This is a genomic window from Bacillus sp. FSL R12-0074 (assembly GCF_038005725.1).
In the GTDB taxonomy this organism is placed as follows: domain Bacteria; phylum Bacillota; class Bacilli; order Bacillales; family Bacillaceae_G; genus Bacillus_A; species Bacillus_A mycoides.
Genome location: NZ_JBBOTR010000001.1, coordinates 486,858 through 503,396 on the forward strand (window position 1 = coordinate 486,858; position 16,539 = coordinate 503,396).

Genomic DNA, 16,539 nt, shown 5'->3' on the forward strand with positions numbered 1-16,539 from the left:
AAGATGGGTACGCCAAAACGCTACAGTGAAATGACGCCACATGAGCTAAGGGAAGAAATTGGGGTTTTGAAGGAGCAAGCAGTAAAGGCTGAGCAACTTGGAATTGTAAATGAATTCGATGTATTAATGAGAAAAATGGCTATGGCTCGTGCTTATATGATAGATATAAATAAATTCCATATTGGTGAGACATATGAATTAGTAGAAGAACCTGGTGTGGTATTTAAAATTACGTATTTCAATGGGGTATTTGCTTGGGGATATAAGCAACATGATAATGAAGAGATTGGAATACCAATTTCCTTGCTACAAGAAAAATAAAAACCAGAGAGCGAATCTCTCTGGTTTTCATCTTTGGTAGGCGTTAAAGGAGATAGGAGATTCTAAAATTGGCGTTTTTTACATTCGTTTGCCAGTATAATGAGAGACTGGGTTTGTTGCGTCTGTCCGTTAACTTGCGCTTTCGCATGTTTTGGGCGAGTCCACGTATGGTTAAATAATTCAGAACGACGATCTAAATGGTCACGGTAGCTCATCTTTATCACCTCGTGTAGGAATTTAATTTGTACTACTCTTCCTGCTGATTTGCAGCACGCATACGCTCTTGTGGGTGCGTGTTAATTGTGCCGTTAGGTCGTTTCGAAGCGAAGCGTGATTTCGCTTTCGGTTGACCGTCGATTTTGCTGTTGTTTTTTGACTCAGACCAAAATTCGGCTTGTCTACCCATTAAGAACGCCCCCTCATTATCAGTCGATACCCCTTTAAGAAGTATCACTTATAGAATGTGCAAAATAGAAGAAACTATCCTTTAGAAATTAAGGGAATAAATAGGTAAAAGGAGAATAGAACATGAATGATATTTATGAAACATTAACGAAAGAATTATTAGATAAAAATGACAACCTTTCTTACGCACAAGCTCGTGCATGGGTTGAATTACTGTGGGAAGACTTCCGAACAACTTATGCTAAATCAGGTCGTTACCAAGGTGAGGAAATGACTGAACAAGTGGTACGAACATGGGTTAATAATCATGGAGGGCGCCTTCATGAAATGCGTACAAATAATCCGAAGTATAGTCATTTAATCAATCAAGAAGATCATTTGAAACATTAAAAAAAGCGACGTAGGTCGCTTTTTTTAATGTGGAAGCAATTCCAGTTTCTTTCGAAGTTTCTCTTCGCTGAAAATCCATCCTGTATATGAACTAATAATATTTAAATTTTGATCGAGCTGAACGATTGCGACGAATGGATAATAATCTTTACTTCGATACCGCAAATCAATAAATCGAACTTCATAATAGTTATCATAATCGAAAATATCCCAGCGATATACAGGCGAGAAAGATAAGAAAGCAGATATATTTTCATCTCGCACAGCGGCTTGCATAATGGCGGTATTCGGGAACGGTACGCGATTAAATTTATCGTATACAAGGATGTTACCGCGGTGCCATCTTGCTACGTAGTAATGTTCAGTTGTAACGACGGCTAAATGATAATGATAAAATTTGTAAGAAGGAGAAATAATTACTTTCTCTACATTTTTGAAACGTTTGTATACTACACTTTTAATATTTCGATGCATCATAATGCGGCCGATATAGTAAACAAACATTAATATATACGCTGCTAAAGCAGTATAGCCTTTATGTGCTCCGACAAGCATACAGGCGATAGCAAGTATATGGATAAAGAAAATGACAGTATCAAACGTATTAATTATGCCGAGCGCTACCCATTTTTTTGTGAAGGGCCTTAATGCCTGTGTACCATAGGCATTGAAAATATCCACAAAGACATGAAGAAAGACGGCAATAAATGACCAAAGTAGTAGATGCAGATAGGGAGCGTCTGAAAAGAAGGCGAAAGAGATGCCACTTATAAGGAGTGACCAAAGGATCACTGCAGGGATGGAATGAGTAATCCCGCGATGATTTCTTATATATTTAGCGTTATTACGCAATTTTAAAACTGTATCGATGTCAGGAATATTGGAACCGGCAATTGTTGCAAGCATCACTGCTTGTGGCCCAATATCACTTTGTGCTATAGCTGGATCTAATGTTGCCAAACTGCCTAGAGTAACGCCCATAACAAGGTGAGTGGCTGTGTCCATAGAAATCCACCTCCGTTTTTTATTAATGTAACTCTTTTTATTCGATACCTCAAGTCCTTTGCCTTCTATTTCCTATGTCATCTTACTTAAATTTTTTCCTAAAATCTTTATAATAGTACGTATATGCAAAAAAATGAGGGGGATCAAGTTTGACACTTGAAATATTAAATGAGTTTAACATAGAACAGTTTCAAAATGATTTAATTGGTTGGTTTGAAAAAGAACAACGTGATTTACCGTGGCGAAAAAATAAAGATCCATACCGTGTTTGGGTTTCAGAAATTATGTTACAGCAAACAAGGGTAGAGGCTGTAAAACCATATTACGCAAATTTTATGGGGAAGTTTCCTACGCTTGAAGCGCTAGCAACTGCCGATGATGAAGAAGTATTAAAAGCATGGGAAGGCTTAGGTTATTATTCTAGAGCACGAAATTTACATGCTGCAGTAAAAGAGGTAAAAGAAGTATACGGCGGGACAGTACCGAGCGATGTAAAGAAAATTGAAAAATTAAAAGGAGTGGGACCATATACAAAAGGTGCCATTTTAAGTATTGCATATGGCATACCAGAGCCAGCGGTTGATGGAAATGTTATGCGCGTATTATCTCGTATTTTATCAGTGTGGGATGATATTGCAAAACCGAAAACGAGAAAAGTTTTTGAAGAGATTGTGCGTGAAATTATTTCTATAGAAAATCCATCTTATTTTAACCAAGGTTTGATGGAATTAGGGGCATTAATTTGTATACCGAAAAATCCATCTTGTTTACTTTGTCCTGTACGTGAACATTGCAGAGGGTATGCTGAAGGTGTTCAAAAAGAACTACCAGTGAAGAGTAAAGCGAAAGCACCTACAATGGTACCGCTCGTTGCGGGAGTACTTCAAACTGAAGATGGCCGTTACGTAATTAATAAACGCCCAAGTACGGGATTACTGGCTAATATGTGGGAGTTCCCGAATATTGAACTAAGTGAAGGTATTCGTAATCAAAAACAACAGCTTACGGATTATATGAAGGAGAGCTTTGATCTCTCTGTTTCTATTGATGAATACGCGATGAATGTACAACATACTTTTACACATCGTACTTGGGATATCTTCATATTCTACGGAAAAGTAACAGGTAATATTGTCGAAACGGATACATTAAAGTTTGTATCGAAAGAAGCGTTTGAACAGTTACCTTTCTCGAAATCACATCGTACAATTTACGAAAAGTGTGTTGAGAAAATTACAATGCAGTAAAGTGAAACTTTAATCAGTGGGGGTTTTCTTCATCCCCCACTGATTATTAGCCCTCACCAATCGGGCTTTTATGGGCAGCCCGACCCCAACCTAACTTCTTTGCTTTCGCTGCATTTTGAGGTGGGGTCTTACTGCCCGGCAAATAGCGGGATAAATAATAAAAACGTGTTCCAGAACTTTGGAACACGTTTTTTTATATTGAAAATAAATTTGTATTTTGAGGTTGAAAATCCACGCGTTTATAATCCGCCCCGTGACTCGATTTCTTTAACAACTTCTTTATAAATCGTTTGTCCCTCTACATTTAGATAAGGCATAATTTGCTGAAATGAATGATGAAAATAAGCTAATTCATCCTCTTTCCATTCATTTTTGGAAATCATAGTTAGCTCAGTCATATCACGTCCAGTATACATATTCCCACCTCCATCATATGTAGTTTGAATGAGTAATAAGAGATATATACGTGAATTTTTAAAAAGAAAATTAGGGATAACTTCTAAGTGAATTGGTTACATTATTGATTGTGGAGGTGAGAAAGATGAGTAAAAAACAACAAGGTTATAATAAGGCAACTTCTGGTGCTAGCATTCAAAGTACAAATGCTAGCTATGGTACAGAGTTTGCAACTGAAACGAATGTACAAGCAGTAAAACAAGCGAACGCACAATCAGAGGCACAGAAAGCACAAGCTTCTGCTGCTCAAAGTGCAAATGCTAGTTATGGTACAGAGTTTGCAACTGAAACAGATGTGCATGCAGTGAAAAAACAAAATGCACAATCAGCTGCAAAACAATCACAATCTTCTAGTTCAAACGAGTAATGAAAGAAAAACACTTCTCCAATTCGAGAGAAGTGTTTTCTTTGTGTGCGTGTCACTGTAATGAAAATAAAGGGAACGACATAACTTCTAATAAGTCAACAAATATAGTCAAAGGAGAAAGAAGTTCACGATTAGAAAATATGTAATAGGAATTATAAATGGCGAATGAATTAAAAAGGGGGTAAGTGATGAACGATTTTGATAAGTTGGTAGGAGAGCAGTTGGAAACGATGGATGAGCTTTTAAAGTTACAATCACATTTAGAGAAGTATCAGCAAATTGAAATGAGTGGAAGGGATACGTGCGATAAAAAAGAATTGCATTTTATCCGTCAAGAAATATACAGAACAGAAATAGCATTAAAACTTTTGCATGAAAAATTTGAACAGCAAACGAATAATGTGATTCAATCTTTTGAAACCGAAAAAATAATTTCAAATTAAGGGTGAGATATGTTGTTGATTTTAGGTGAAAAGTCCTTTCTTAAACAGAGGTGAGGGGGCTTTTCTTTTTGTTATATCTTCGTTTAATCTTCTAAAATACGTATTGCTAATTCATAGGAAATGTTCCTTCGTTAAAAGGGTTAGTGATGGGGTATTCAATAATACAAACTTCATTATATTCCTCATGAAAACAAGTGTCCTATCGCTTTAGTTTTAAAATTTTGACAAAAAAGTTATAATAGAAAAAAAGTGAATGCAGTTCAAGGGGTAGTTAAGACAACTTAAGAAAAGCATTTGCGGTTGAAAGAAGGGAGCATATATGGGATTTCCCAAAGAAGGAGAAAAGGTACAAATACATAGTTATAAACATAATGGCTCCATTCATAGAATGTGGGAAGAGACAACAATTTTAAAAGGGACGCAGAGCCTTGTGATCGGAGCAAATGATCGTACAGTAGTTACGGAATCAGATGGTCGAACATGGGTTACTCGCGAACCTGCGATTTGTTACTTCCATGCTAATTATTGGTTTAATGTAATTGGAATGCTGAGAGAAGAAGGAGTATATTATTATTGTAATTTAAGTTCTCCTTTTGCATATGACTCTGAAGCATTAAAGTATATTGATTACGACTTAGACATTAAAGTGTACCCAGATATGACATATACACTTTTGGATGAAGATGAGTATGAAAAGCATAGTCAAATCATGCAGTATCCACCTGTTATTGATACAATTTTAAAACGAAATGTAGCACATTTAACACAGTGGATTCATCAAAGAAAAGGTCCATTCGCACCGGATTTCGTAGATATGTGGTACGAAAGATATTTAATGTACAGAAATTAAAACAAACCTGCAGGGAATTTCCCGGCAGGTTTGTCCTATTAGAGGGGGGATTATGTGCAAGGTATAAAAAGATATTTACAATTTGTTAAACCATATCGATGGCTTATTGCTATTACAATTATTATTGGTCTTGTGAAGTTTGGTATCCCGCTTATTATGCCATGGTTATTAAAGTATATTATTGATGATGTTATTCAAGGCACGGGATCGCTTCAAGAAAAAACGTCTCAATTAATAACCGCAATTGGGATTGCTTTTTTTATTTTTGCAGTAGTAAGACCGCCGATAGAATATTATCGTCAATATTTCGCGCAGCGCATTGCCAATACAATACTATACGATTTACGAAAATACATTTTTGGGCACTTGCAAAAATTGAGCTTACGTTATTATTCGAACACAAAAACAGGGGAGCTTATTTCACGTGTAATCCATGATGTAGAACAAACGAAGGACTTTGTAATTACTGGTCTTATGAATGTCTGGTTAGATACTGCAACAATTGTTATTGCCATTATCGTTATGTTTTCTATGAATATAAAATTAACCTTTGTTGCTTTATTAATCTTACCTATTTATGTAGTTGCAGTGAAATATTTTTTCGGGCGCCTTCGAAAATTGACGAAAGAGCGCTCGCAAGCGTTAGCAACTATGCAAGGGTATTTACATGAACGTATTCAAGGGATGCAAGTGACACGTAGTTTTGCATTAGAAGAGTATGAAAGAGGACAGTTTGAAAAGAGAAATAATGAATTTTTAACGAAAGCACTAACTCATACGAGTTGGACGGCGAGAACGTTTTCGGTAGTGAATACGTTAACGGATTTAGGGCCGTTACTTGTTATTGGTTTTGCGGCATATGAGGTAATTCAAGGGTCGTTAACACTGGGTACGATGGTTGCTTTTGTTGGATATATGGATAGTTTATATAGTCCGCTTCGTCGCCTTGTTAATTCATCTACAACATTAACACAGTCTTTCGCCTCGATGGATCGAGTGTTTGAATTGTTGGATGAAAAATACGATATTGTTAATGTGCCAAATGCGGTGCAAACGAAAAGGCTAGATGGGGAAGTTATATTTGATAATGTTTCTTTTCGTTATAATGCGGATGAAAAAGAAATATTGCATAATCTGTCATTAACTATGCGCCCGGGAGAGAAGGTTGCGCTTGTAGGGGCAAGCGGAGGAGGAAAGTCATCTCTTGCTAGTTTAATTCCGCGTTTTTACGATGTTTCTGAAGGTGCAGTTTATATAGACGGGATAGATGTAAGAAAGTATAATATGAGAAATTTACGTAGTCATATTGGAATTGTGCTACAAGATAATTTATTATTTAGCGATACAATCGGGGCTAATATTTTATATGGCAATCCGAAAGCTACAGAGGCGGAAGTGATTTCAGCTGCCAAAGCTGCACAAATTCATAATTTTATTACAGAGTTGCCAGAGGGCTATGATACTGTCGTTGGGGAACGTGGTGTGAAATTATCTGGTGGACAAAGACAGCGTGTAGCAATCGCACGGGTTTTTCTAAAGAATCCGTCTTTACTTATATTAGATGAAGCAACTTCCGCTTTAGATTTAGAAAATGAACGATATATTCAAGAGGCACTGCAAACGTTAGCTGCAGATCGGACAACAATTATTATTGCACATCGATTAGCGACGATTACGCATGTTGATACAATTATTTATGTTGAAGATGGTGAAATAAAAGAAAAGGGTTCTCATGAAGAGTTAATGAAAAAGAGGGGGTTTTATTACAATCTATATCAACTTCAGCATATAACAGAAACAGCTCCTTTAGCGTAAAAGGAGCTGTTTTTTTATTCGTCTTCTTTTTTATCTTCGATTTGGAGTTCGCTTTCTGGTTTATGGTATGTGTAGAAGCTATCCACAAGTAAATCTAAATGCTCTACTTCCTCACTGTAGTTAATAATTGAAGAAATAAGAGGGAAGAGGTGTAACCATATTTTATATGCTTCCTCATCGTCTTTATTTTGATAATCCATAAAGATATCAATCAATTCTTGTTTACCGGTTTCAACTTCATCAAGCATCTCAACGGATTGTTGTTTCTTTGCTTTACCAATAAATTTTAATAACACTTGTTCGTGATAATGCGTTAATGAATCAAGTTCGTTTTGAATAGATTCCTGAAACTCTTCTGGCATATAGCGCAGTTCATTTTCGGTGCGATGTAATGATTTTAACGTGCTTAAAGCGCGGCTTGTTGTCGCTAACATTTGTCTGAATAAAACGAGCTTACGAATTTTCGCGAATTGTATTTTTTTCGTATAGCTTCTTTCTTCTTTATACAGCAAATAGTAATGATTTAGTTTAATCATTTTTTCTTTCATGCGATCGATATCGGTTTTTAGCGTTGTAAAATCAGAAGCTTGCCTACTGTTCATACGAATCCATTTAACAATTTCCTCTGTATTATCAACGATGCGATGGTAAAGTTTTGTTTCATATTTTGGCGGCATAAATACTAAATTTACAAGCGAAGCCGCAATAATTCCAATCATAATCGTCGCGAATCGAAGTAAGGCAAAATTAAAGAAATCTTCGCCTTGATACTCCATAATGGCGATAACTGTTACTAAAGCGAGTGATATTGTTTTTTCTAAGCGTAATTGTAAAGTAAGAGCAATTACTAATATACACGTTAATCCAATAATAAAAGGATTATGTCCAAAAGCAGTAGCAAATACGATAGCGAATACAGCACCAATTACGTTTGCTTGAATTTGCTCAAGAGCAGTTAAATACGAGCGGTATACAGACGGTTGAACAGCAAAGATAGCTGAGATTCCCGCAAATACAGGACTCGGTAATTGAAGTAAAATACAAGCAAATAAAGCTAATGTAATGGCAATACCCGTTTTTAAAATGCGAGCACCAAGTTTCATACCCTTATTGATATCCTTTCTCTTGTCATAATGAATGTACAACATGATACTATACATTCATTACAATATGTTAGCAAGTGATATTTTAGTGACGTTAAAAAGTTTAATAAATAAATTACAATCAATTTATAATTTCTCCAAATTCTCTTTAAACATCTATTCTTTAATAAAAAAACCTGCTGAATTTCAGCAGGTTTCAAATTGTTATTCTAGATTACTATGCGATGCTCGCTTCGTCAATTTTTTTATGAAAATAAATATTGTACATGTCATTCGGTTGAAATAGATGGATCCGCCTGTTCTTTTTTCGGGATAATTTCATAGAAGTGAAGCTGGATATCATCTAATAATGGTGTTAACAAAGCGACTTCTTCATATTGTTCGTGCTCATTTAATACACGAATGTAGTCTAATAATAATTCATTCACATCTTGCAAACCATTTTTACTAATTGGCTGCAATGTTACATTTGCACCTTTAGCAATTCTTCTTTTTAAAGCGTGTTCTGTTAAACCTAAGTTTGGCTCATGATGTAAATAAACAACACCACCAGTCATGCCGGCACAAATCCATGGACCAGGATCTCCTAAAACAAGAGCGCGACCATTTGTCATATATTCAAAAGCAAATCCTTTTATATTAGAATATACTCCGATATTTCCTTGTTCTTTTTCGCGGAGTGGTTTTGTAATTCTGCCTCCAATTATCATATCTGCTCCAGAAAGGCGAATGCCAGCACGAGCATCAGCGTTACCTTGCACGTATAATGCACCTTTTTGAGCACCGTATCCAAATCCTTTTCCGACAGAACCGTTATAATATGTTCCATCTGTTCCTTTTGCTTTCGTTATATAAATGCCACCGCCAAATGAAGTTTTTCCAATTCCATCTTGCGCGCCACCATTTACGTGTATAAATAAGTTCTCGCTATTGTACGCGCCTAATCCGTTTCCAGGAACAGATCCGTTTGTATACTTTAATGTAAGTGGTTCAAGATGAGTGTTTTCATATAATTTGCTACGAATACGATAACAGGATTCTAGACCGCCCATTACGCGTTGCTCTACGCCGACGCTTACTAATTCTTTTGACTGGAGAGAATTTGTTGTTTCAAATTGTTTTTCTTGTACAGATGCCGTTATTTTCACAGATGAATCTTCTATCGTTTGTATTAAATTACGTAAGTCTAATAAGTCCTTGCCTCGAGTTTGTTCTAATAAATCCGATCGTCCGATAATATCTTGTAAGTTTGTGTAACCGAGCTGCCCTGTTAAACGTTTCAATTCTGTACCGAAAGTAGTGAATAGGCTTAATAGCCCTGTAACTGCGCTTTCTAATTCACGTGGAACGAAACGGCGCAGTCCATGTTCTTTCGCTTGAGCTTCAGATTCAATTTGTGTTGCAATTCCGACGTGGCACGTATCAAGATGACAACCACGGCAAGTTGTACAGCCAATTGCAATCATTGATAATGTGCCAAATCCGATCCGGTTTGCTCCGAGGAGCATGATTTTTAAGGCGTCATTTACACTTCGAATACCGCCATCTGCCCAAATCTCTACTTTATGTCTCATATTTGCTTCTAGTAACGCATTGTGAGCAGCTTTAACACCAATCTCTACAGGAAGACCAACATGTTGCAATGCGTGAATACGCGCAGCACCTGTTCCGCCATCAAATCCGCTAATGTTAATAAAGTCAGCGCCAGCTTTTGCGATACCGACAGCAATTGTTCCGATGTTAGGAACGACAGGAACTTTTACAGCTACTTTTGCAAGATGATTAGCCGTTTTAATTTCTGTAATCATTTGAGCCAAGTCTTCAATTGAATAAATATCATGGTTGTTAGAAGGTGAAATTAAATCCGAACCAATTGTAGCATTACGTGCTTCCGCAATTTTGGCAGTCACTTTTGAACCAGGCAAATGTCCACCTTCACCAGGCTTTGCTCCTTGACCTATTTTAATTTCAATTAAATTTGATGAATTTAGTAGTTCAGCGTTTACTCCAAATCGGCCAGATGCAACTTGTTGTCCGCGTGTATGTGGGTACTTACCAATCATATCTTTAATTTCGCCGCCTTCACCGTTCAAACTAATCATATTTAGCTGATCGGCAGCTTCTGCATACGCGCGAAAGGCAATTTCATTTTGAGAACCAAATGACATAGAACTAATAATAAATGGTAAATCATGATTGTGAATGCCGATGGACACTTCTTCAGTCGGAACTACATGCTGTGCTTGTTTTGTTTGAACAAGGTGCCTGATTGCGATGGGAGTGTTTTCTTCTAATTCACTTAACTTGTCGCGATAATCATCATAAGAGTTTCCTTTTGCAACATCACCAATTGCTTTCCAAATCCGCGGGAATATATGAAATGATTTTCGCATTCTAACTTTTGGATTGTTAAAATCCTCAGCTCGAATTTTTGCATCTTCAGCAAGTGATTCAAGTGAAAAAGCTAAATTATTTGAACCGCAGAAGTTTGTAATTTGTAATATATTTGCGATTTCCTCATGTAATCCAATAGAGGAGAAGAGGCGACCGTAACCGCGTAATTCATGAATTCCAATCGTTGAAATTACTTTCTCTAGTCCTTTATTAAGTGCGGTATACAAATTAGTAATTGGTACTTTTGTTTCATCATTTACCGTTGCGAACAATAAATATGGATTAATACCATCTGCCCCTAATCCGTATAGCGTGACGATATCGTGTAAGGAGCGAAGGGCACCGGAACGTATAACGAGAGAGCATTTCCGGCGTAATTTATTTTCAGTTAATGCTTGATGTACTTTAGCAGTAACTAGATGTGGGTCAATCCATAACAGTTCATTTTGATGAGATTTAGCGTCATCTAATAATAGTAGGGAAGCACCATTTTTAACGGCTGCTATCGCTTCGGAACTAATTCGATTTAATGCGATTTGTAGAGTTTCTGATGGACTAAATGTAACAGAAATTGTAGAGACAGAGCTATGAGTAATGAATAGCTGTATAAGTTGTTCGTACGTAATCGTGTGTAAGTCTGCCGCGATAGATTGAGCTAAATTCCCTTCTAAAATAATGGGTGAAAGCATCTCGATTACAAATGGTTGTTTAGAGTTATCTAATAAACCCGGACGCTCTCCGAGTACAGTACGTGTGGAGAAGTGTTCAACTTCTCGATCGCGATCGATTGCTGGATTTGTAACAACGGCTACACTTTCCTTAATGAAATCAGCAATATTTCGTCTATCTGTATCAAGTGCGGCAAGTGGTGAGTCATGCCCAAGTGACCGAATTGGTTCGACGCCTTTTGTCGCCATTTGTTCAAGGAGCTGAATATGTTCTCGATCCCAGCCAAAAGCGACGTATTGATTCGTTTCAACTTGAACCGAAGCACATAATCCCTCAGTTTCTTTCGTTTCAGGGATAGATAAGTTTACATGATAATTGGTAACATCGATTCGTTTCTTAAAACGGTTATATACTTCAATTTGATAATTGTCGTATTCATAGAGAACGAGCTCATCTTGTTGATTCCATTTTAATCCAACTTTTTCTCCAGGAGCGAGTGGTTTCGGCTCTGCTACATATTCAGTTGGTGATACAACTCCAGGTTCAGAAGAGAAAATATAGGAGCTCTCTGTCTCTACTTTCCAAACTGGGCGTAATCCAAGGGAATCGACACTGAAAACAGCTTCATCTTTATAACGTGAAATAATACCAGCTGGACCTTGTGCGAAATGCCCCCAAGCCTCACGTATATAAGTGTATAAGTTTTGTAAGTTTGTTTCGTAAAGTTTTATTTCATTAATAATTGGTGGAAATAATATATCCATTGCTTCAAATAAACTGTAGTTATACTGAACGAGAAGGGTTTCTAAGGTGCGGTTTAAATCTTGGGAATCACTGCCCCCGGCAGTAAGTGGTACATTAATCATTTCAGCTTGATCGCGTAATTTTGCAATCGTGTTAATTTCGCCATTATGCCCGAGAATGCTAAATGGTTGTACACGAAAAAAATTAGATAACGTATTAGTAGAATAGCGATTATGTCCTAGTGTCATAGTTGAAGCGATAAGTGGGTGTTGTAAATCATTGTAATAAGCAACGAGTGTATCGCCAGCACCGAGAACTTTATATACAACATGTTCATGACTTAATGAGGCAACATGAATTGCTTCATTTTCTTCGATTTTTATTGTTACAGAAAATAATGTTTGTTCAATATTTTTAACTTCACTTTCGGCGATAAGGGCAATTTGCCAAAATAAAGGTTCTTCTTGTTTACCAAGAGGACCGAGTGCATCTGAGTTTATTACATCATCATTTTCGAGAACAATTGTAAAGCTTTCATTGTTTAGTTGCGTACGAATGTAACCTTTTAACTCAGCAATGTTTTCTTTTTTGTTTAGAAAAAAATGTCCAACGATAAAGTGGGGATGATCCACAAGCGTTGGATTATATCCGCTACTTTTCAGTTTTTCATTCCAAAGTGCTTTTGGCATGTCGATATGAATTCCGATACCATCTCCTTCGCCATTAATGAAACCAGCTCTATGATTCATTTTGACTAGCGATTGTATACAAAGATCGATGTTTTCTTTTGTAGGAATTCTTCGTTTTTCCATAACGGAAACGATTCCACACGCATCGTGTTCTGCATTTTTATAATTCCGAAATAAAGACGGTGTCCATTTATTTTTTTTGTTGAGCATCCGTCAAGCCCCCCTCTGGAAAATGAATTTTGAATAATCTTACTATTTAAGGCGTGAACTGCCTTGTATACATGGATAGTAAGGATATAAAAGAATATAAAACAGATAATTATGAATAATTATACTATTAATGAGGGATTTATGAAATAGAAAAAAGGAAAAAAGAAAGATGGGCTTTCTTTTTTCCTTTTGTAATGAAGAGATTATTTATTGTTCGCTAGGGTAGAAAATGCTCTGCCAACAGCTTCAATTGTATATTCAATATCTTCTTTTGTATGTTCTGTCGTTAAGAACCATGCTTCATATTTAGAAGGTGCTAAATTAATACCTTCTTGAAGCATCAGCTTGAAGAATCTACCGAACATTTCACCATCTGTATTTTTGGCTGCATCGTAATCTTCAATTGTATTTGTTGTGAAGTATACAGTTAATGCACCCTTTAGACGGTTTACTGTAATATCGATGTTATGTTTTGTAGCTTGATCTAAAATTCCTTTTTCAAGCATTGCGCCAAGTGCATCTAATTTCTCGTATACGCCTTCTTGTTGAAGTACTTCTAGGCAGGCAATCCCTGATGCCATAGAAGCAGGGTTCCCAGCCATTGTACCAGCTTGGTATGCAGGGCCGAGCGGTGCAACTTGTTCCATAATTTCTTTCTTACCACCGTAAGCACCAATTGGAAGTCCACCGCCGATAACTTTACCAAGTGCTGTTAAATCTGGGGTTACGCCAAGTAAGTCTTGAGCGCCGCCATACATAAAGCGGAAAGCAGTAATAACTTCATCATAAATTACTAGTGCACCAGCTTCGTGAACAAGTTCATTAACTTTTTCAAGGAAGCCAGGTTTTGGCTCAACAATACCGAAGTTTCCAACGATTGGCTCTACAAGGATAGCTGCTACTTCATGTCCCCATTTATCTAACGCTTCTTTTAAAGTTTCTACATTATTAAATGGAACAGTAATAACTTCTTGAGCGATACTTTGTGGCACACCCGCTGAATCAGGAATTCCAAGAGTAGAAGGACCCGAGCCAGCTGCTACAAGTACTAAATCGGAATGACCGTGGTAACAACCAGCGAATTTCATAATTTTTGTGCGGCCAGTGTAAGCACGAGCAACACGAATGGTTGTCATAACGGATTCTGTACCAGAGTTCACGAAGCGGACTTTATCTAAAGCGGGCATTGCTTCTTTTAACATTTTTGCGAATTTTACTTCTAATGCTGTTGGAGTACCGTATAGTACGCCGTTTTCAGCCGCTGTTTTAATTGCTTCTGTTACGTGTGGGTGAGCATGTCCAGTAATAATAGGGCCATACGCTGCTAAATAATCGATATATTTATTTCCATCTACATCCCAGAAATAAGCACCTTTTCCACGTTCCATTGCAACAGGAGAACCGCCTCCAACTGCTTTAAAAGAACGGGAAGGACTATTAACACCACCAACGATATGTTCTAAAGCTTCTTTATGTAACGCTTCTGATTTTGTGAAATTCACTACAATTCATCTCCTTACAAAAATCTATGTATTATTCTAACATGTTTTTTGAAAAGACGTATTGTTTGTGATAGAAGGAGCAGTTGGGTAAACTATTCGTTGTGACATTTAGGAAGGGGGTCCGATTATGAAATCGGTAATTGAGGTACAAGGGTTACGTAAAGAGTTTACAGCTTATTCAAGTCGTCCGGGATTAAAGGGTGCATTTCGCGATTTATTAAATCGTAATTATAAAATAGTACCAGCAGTAAATGATGTTTCTTTTACTGTAAAGCAAGGTGAAATGGTTGGTTATATTGGTGAGAATGGTGCTGGTAAATCAACGACGATTAAAATGCTTACAGGGATTTTGACTCCGACATCAGGACAAATTACAGTGAATGGAATGAATCCACACAAACAGAGAGAAGAATTTGTAAGAACAATCGGCGTTGTGTTTGGTCAGCGTTCCCAGCTTTGGTGGGATATTGCTGTACAAGAATCATTTCGTTTATTGAAGAAAGTGTACGGTGTATCAGACGCTCAGTATAAGGAACATATGGAACATGTTATTGAAACGTTAGATATCGGTCCTTTGTTAGATAAACCGGTACGGAAATTATCTCTTGGTCAAAGAATGCGTTGTGAATTGGCAGCGGCGTTAATTCATAATCCGCCGTTATTATTTTTAGATGAGCCAACAATTGGACTAGATGTTCTTGTGAAATTGAAAATACGAGAATTCTTAAAAGAGATGAATGAACGTTATAAAACAACAATTTTATTAACGACACATGATATTACTGATATTGAAGCTTTATGTGAACGCGTCATCATGCTTGATGAAGGGAATATTATGTATGACGGATCTTTAGATAATCTTCGTACGCAGTGGGGAGTAGAGAAGGAAATACATTTTCAGTTTGTTGCCCCAGTTTCATACCAGGAGTTATCAATGGTTATGCCAGATAGCCATGTTGTTTGGTTAAAAGCGAAAGAAGAAAACGCATGGGTTGCAAAAATACCGAATGAAGAAGTTATCATTTCTATGTTGATTTCTAAAGTAGTACAAGCCTTTCAAATTAAAGATTTGAAAATTAACGAAGTGTCTACAGAGGAAATTATTCGTAACATTTATGAAGAAGGTATTATGCATGGGTAAGTATATTGAAATGATTCGGATTCGCTTTTTAATGATGCTTGCTTATCGTACAAATTATTACAGCGGGATTTTAATTTATACGATTAACATTGGTGCGTATTATTTTTTATGGCAAGCAATTTATAGCGGGAAAGAGAATATTGAAAGTTTATCTATTTCACAAATGACTACGTATATTGCGATCGCATGGATGGCACGCGCTTTTTATTTCAATAATATAGATAGAGAAATTGCGATGGAAATTCAAGAAGGACGTGTGGCGGTAGAGCTAATTCGTCCGTACAACTATTTAGGTATGAAAGTTATGCAAGGGCTTGGAGAAGGGATATTTCGTTTTGCTTTCTTTTCGATTCCGGGCATGGTTATTGTTACGTTATTATTTTCATTACAAATTACAACGAATTTTCAAACGTGGTTATATTTCTTCTTATCTTTAATATTTAGTTTTATCATTAATACACAAATAAATTTAATGACAGGAATGCTTACATTCTTCTTATTTAATAATAGTGGAATTATGTATGCGAAACGTGTTGTTATCGATTTATTTTCTGGTTTATTATTACCGATTAGTTTTTATCCGTTATGGGCCCAAAAAGCAATGGTGTTTTTACCGTTTCAAGCAATTAGTTATATTCCAAGTATGATTTTCTCTGAAGGTATACAAGGAAGTAAGTTATATGAAGCTTTATTATTTCAAGTGATTTGGGCAATTATACTTATTATTCCAATTGTACTGATGTGGAAAACGGCGAGAAAACGTCTAATCGTACAAGGGGGATGATGAG

The 16,539-nt window shown here is 36.7% G+C and carries 16 protein-coding genes; 9 read left to right on the top strand and 7 right to left on the bottom strand.

The features are described from left to right. Positions 1-3: 3 nt before the first annotated feature. Entirely contained in the window at positions 4-321 is a 318-nt protein-coding gene (locus NSS97_RS02510; RefSeq protein WP_002010323.1) for a YfhH family protein, read from the top strand. A 62-nt stretch (positions 322-383) separates the two neighbouring features. On the opposite strand, the gene NSS97_RS02515 is transcribed toward NSS97_RS02510, so the two are convergent. Both NSS97_RS02515 and NSS97_RS02520 read right to left on the bottom strand, forming a co-directional pair. Next, positions 384-536: a YpzG family protein gene (locus NSS97_RS02515; RefSeq protein WP_002010325.1), complete on the bottom strand. Its 153-nt coding sequence runs from the start codon at positions 534-536 to the stop codon at positions 384-386. A gap of 32 nt (positions 537-568) precedes the next feature. Continuing rightward, the gene (locus NSS97_RS02520) at positions 569-727 is read right to left on the bottom strand and encodes a small, acid-soluble spore protein K (protein WP_002010326.1); all 159 of its coding nucleotides are present in this window, start codon (positions 725-727) and stop codon (positions 569-571) included. A gap of 122 nt (positions 728-849) precedes the next feature. Between NSS97_RS02520 and NSS97_RS02525 the strand changes: the two genes are divergently transcribed. Further along, entirely contained in the window at positions 850-1,116 is a 267-nt protein-coding gene (locus tag NSS97_RS02525; protein ID WP_002010328.1) for a YfhJ family protein, read from the top strand. 24 nt (positions 1,117-1,140) lie between these two features. Here NSS97_RS02525 and NSS97_RS02530 read toward each other — a convergent pair whose 3' ends face one another. After that, complete coding sequence (locus NSS97_RS02530) at positions 1,141-2,121, bottom strand: metal-dependent hydrolase (RefSeq protein WP_002125060.1); 981 nt, start codon at positions 2,119-2,121, stop codon at positions 1,141-1,143. 149 nt (positions 2,122-2,270) lie between these two features. On the opposite strand from NSS97_RS02530, the gene mutY reads away from it, so the two are divergent. Further along, a complete protein-coding gene (gene mutY / locus NSS97_RS02535) occupies positions 2,271-3,368 on the top strand; it encodes an A/G-specific adenine glycosylase (protein WP_002091125.1) in 1,098 nt (365 codons plus the stop codon). Between the two features lie 239 nt (positions 3,369-3,607). Here mutY and NSS97_RS02540 read toward each other — a convergent pair whose 3' ends face one another. Next, the gene (locus NSS97_RS02540) at positions 3,608-3,784 is read right to left on the bottom strand and encodes a hypothetical protein (protein WP_002091123.1); all 177 of its coding nucleotides are present in this window, start codon (positions 3,782-3,784) and stop codon (positions 3,608-3,610) included. A gap of 125 nt (positions 3,785-3,909) precedes the next feature. On the opposite strand from NSS97_RS02540, the gene NSS97_RS02545 reads away from it, so the two are divergent. From NSS97_RS02545 to NSS97_RS02560, 4 genes are all read left to right on the top strand, one after another. Then, a complete protein-coding gene (locus NSS97_RS02545; RefSeq protein WP_002125062.1) occupies positions 3,910-4,191 on the top strand; it encodes a gamma-type small acid-soluble spore protein in 282 nt (93 codons plus the stop codon). A 188-nt stretch (positions 4,192-4,379) separates the two neighbouring features. After that, positions 4,380-4,634, top strand: a complete 255-nt coding sequence (locus NSS97_RS02550; RefSeq protein WP_002010338.1) for a YgaB family protein — start codon at positions 4,380-4,382, stop codon at positions 4,632-4,634. A 319-nt stretch (positions 4,635-4,953) separates the two neighbouring features. Continuing rightward, positions 4,954-5,484: a nucleoside tri-diphosphate phosphatase gene (gene ntdP / locus NSS97_RS02555; protein ID WP_000506630.1), complete on the top strand. Its 531-nt coding sequence runs from the start codon at positions 4,954-4,956 to the stop codon at positions 5,482-5,484. Between the two features lie 54 nt (positions 5,485-5,538). After that, entirely contained in the window at positions 5,539-7,299 is a 1,761-nt protein-coding gene (locus NSS97_RS02560) for an ABC transporter ATP-binding protein (RefSeq protein ID WP_002091119.1), read from the top strand. 14 nt (positions 7,300-7,313) lie between these two features. On the opposite strand, the gene NSS97_RS02565 is transcribed toward NSS97_RS02560, so the two are convergent. From NSS97_RS02565 to hemL, 3 genes are all read right to left on the bottom strand, one after another. Next, positions 7,314-8,402 carry an aromatic acid exporter family protein gene (locus NSS97_RS02565; RefSeq protein ID WP_002063696.1) on the bottom strand — a complete coding sequence of 363 codons (1,089 nt, stop codon included), beginning with the start codon at positions 8,400-8,402 and terminating at the stop codon, positions 7,314-7,316. Positions 8,403-8,671: 269 nt separating this feature from the next. Continuing rightward, positions 8,672-13,108 carry a glutamate synthase-related protein gene (locus NSS97_RS02570; RefSeq protein ID WP_107888404.1) on the bottom strand — a complete coding sequence of 1,479 codons (4,437 nt, stop codon included), beginning with the start codon at positions 13,106-13,108 and terminating at the stop codon, positions 8,672-8,674. Between the two features lie 203 nt (positions 13,109-13,311). Next, positions 13,312-14,610, bottom strand: coding sequence for a glutamate-1-semialdehyde-2,1-aminomutase (gene hemL / locus NSS97_RS02575; protein ID WP_002010346.1), 1,299 nt, complete (start codon positions 14,608-14,610; stop codon positions 13,312-13,314). 127 nt (positions 14,611-14,737) lie between these two features. Between hemL and NSS97_RS02580 the strand changes: the two genes are divergently transcribed. Further along, positions 14,738-15,751, top strand: coding sequence for an ABC transporter ATP-binding protein (locus NSS97_RS02580; protein ID WP_002010347.1), 1,014 nt, complete (start codon positions 14,738-14,740; stop codon positions 15,749-15,751). After that, on the top strand, positions 15,744-16,535 hold the full coding sequence (locus NSS97_RS02585; protein WP_000521522.1) for an ABC transporter permease: 792 nt from the start codon (positions 15,744-15,746) through the stop codon (positions 16,533-16,535). The genes NSS97_RS02580 and NSS97_RS02585 overlap by 8 nt, the downstream gene beginning before the upstream one ends. The last annotated feature ends 4 nt before the right edge of the window (positions 16,536-16,539 follow it).